This window comes from Stenotrophomonas sp. MH181796 (genome assembly GCF_009659995.1).
Classification (GTDB): domain Bacteria; phylum Pseudomonadota; class Gammaproteobacteria; order Xanthomonadales; family Xanthomonadaceae; genus Stenotrophomonas; species Stenotrophomonas riyadhensis.
Genome location: NZ_RAHU01000022.1, coordinates 1 through 1,892, shown reverse-complemented (window position 1 = coordinate 1,892; position 1,892 = coordinate 1). Strand labels below are relative to the sequence as shown.

Genomic DNA, 1,892 nt, shown 5'->3' with positions numbered 1-1,892 from the left:
GCGCCGCAGCTGCAGTTGCAGCGGCACCCATTACCATGGGATCCAGTGGTCTGATGAGCCTTGCTTCGGCCACGCCCAAGGTAATTGCCGATGCGCCTACGGTGATGAGTGCAGGCGCAGGCATCATCCAGGCAATGGAGATTGCCAAGGCATGGAAGAAGATGGAAGTAGGCACGGCGAAGGAGCGCAGGGATGCCATCTTTAGTTTCTTTTCGGCGGGATTGGGTGTTGTTTCCGCATTTGTTGATGTTGCTAAATCGTATGCTCAGAATCTTCTGAGGAAGGTCCTGGCGAAGCGGTTGGAGATGACAGTCGCACTGTTTGCGGCGATTGGCTCGTTTATTGATTCGGCGCAGAGCTTCATTGCATCTGCTGACGATCTAAAGAATGGCCGGGGCGTCTTTGTTGCGCACATACTTCAGGCGCTGTCATTCTTTGCGGGTGGGGTTGCTTTCAGCATCTACGCCTTCTCTTTGTTGATTCAGGGCTTTGGCATTTCTACTTCCTGGCTTGGATGGGGTGTCGTCTTCATCATTCTAGGATTTGCACTGGGTTTTGTTGCGTCCTTGTTCATGACGCATCCAATGGAGGATTGGGCGGCGAGAAGTGTGTGGGGCAGTGGTCTCGCTTCCACTTGGGCAACTAATGAGATAGAGCTACAAGAGTTGAATAAAGTTCTTCTAGGTATAGAGGTGGATGCCCAATACCGAAGTTCCTTTAGTTGGAAGAACCTAACCTCGGTGGATGACGTGATCATCGGCAGTGCAGTGAGGCGTATGACCGCTCAAGATATGGGCGAAACCTTTACGAGGGAGTTCGTAGTCAAGCTAAAGCTGGCGGAGCAGGTGAGGAAGCGGCTTGGCATTAATGTCCAAGTGAACGGCCAAGGTGGATCTGGTTCAGAGGTGGTTGTTCTGTACACCACGGATGAGAAGGGTAAGCCCGGAGAGAATTGGGGGCGCGGTGTGTCTGGTGGTAAAATAGATTATGCGTCTCTTGATGCTCTCGCTATATCTGGATTTGTTGAGAGTGGTAGGTTCTCAAGATTAATGGTGGAATTGATTGTGCGAGACTCCATTGATGGTGGAGATGTCATTGTTCACGAAAAAATGGTGATTGAGTGACTGGTTCCTCTAAAAGAAGTGGCAATGTTGCAATTGGGGAGTGGGAGCAGGATGAGCCATTCTTTGATGCTGAGTTGGCCAAGCTGCGTAGTAAGGGGCGAGCCCAAGTGGGCGTCGCGCAGCCGAGGAGGATACTTAGTGGCACCGATGGCGTGTCTGTTCATACGAGTCCTTCTTCATCAGATGCAGTATTGGCGGTCTATGAGAATGGAGTGGTTGTAAGTGGATTGAGGGGGGCTTCTAGTTTGTCCGTTCTCGCATGGTTCGGGCTCATTCCATCGTTCTGCATGATCTTGATTGGTGTTTACTGCGCTCACCTTATTATTAGACTGGGTGAAGGCTTTGTTCAGGAGCCTGGATTGGCGCTTGGTATTGGATTTGCTGGTCTGTTCGGCTTCTTCTTCGGATTTAGCACGTTTAGTGTCTTGTTTCGGGGTTTGGTCCTTATGCCCTCCGACTTTCCGGTTATATTTAATAGAAAAACTAGAGATGTATGGGTTTCTGTGCCCAGAATGCCGTCATTCTTCAGGATTTTTGAATTGCATCCCGTGACCTTTGAGCGGCACAGTTGGGCTCGCCTCCATCCTAGGGTCTATAGGATATTTGAGTTTACTCCCGGGATGAGCTCTGCGCGTTGGGCATATATATTGACACTCGTTTTTGGCAGTGAAGGCGATCCTGCGAAGGTTGTTAGTGAGGTAAACATTGGCTTCAAGGGCTGGGGCGATGACTTCGAGCTACTCCAGCTTTGGGAGCATATTCGCCGAT

General features: G+C 50.5%; 1 protein-coding gene and 1 pseudogene. Both read left to right on the top strand.

Annotated features, from left to right (window positions below):
* Nucleotides 1-1,124: pseudogene (locus D5301_RS23940) on the top strand (hypothetical protein); the annotation flags it as partial.
* The coding region (locus D5301_RS23935) for a hypothetical protein (RefSeq protein ID WP_228756508.1) at nucleotides 1,121-1,892 on the top strand (772 nt) is incomplete at its 3' end. The pseudogene D5301_RS23940 and the gene D5301_RS23935, both read left to right, overlap by 4 nt.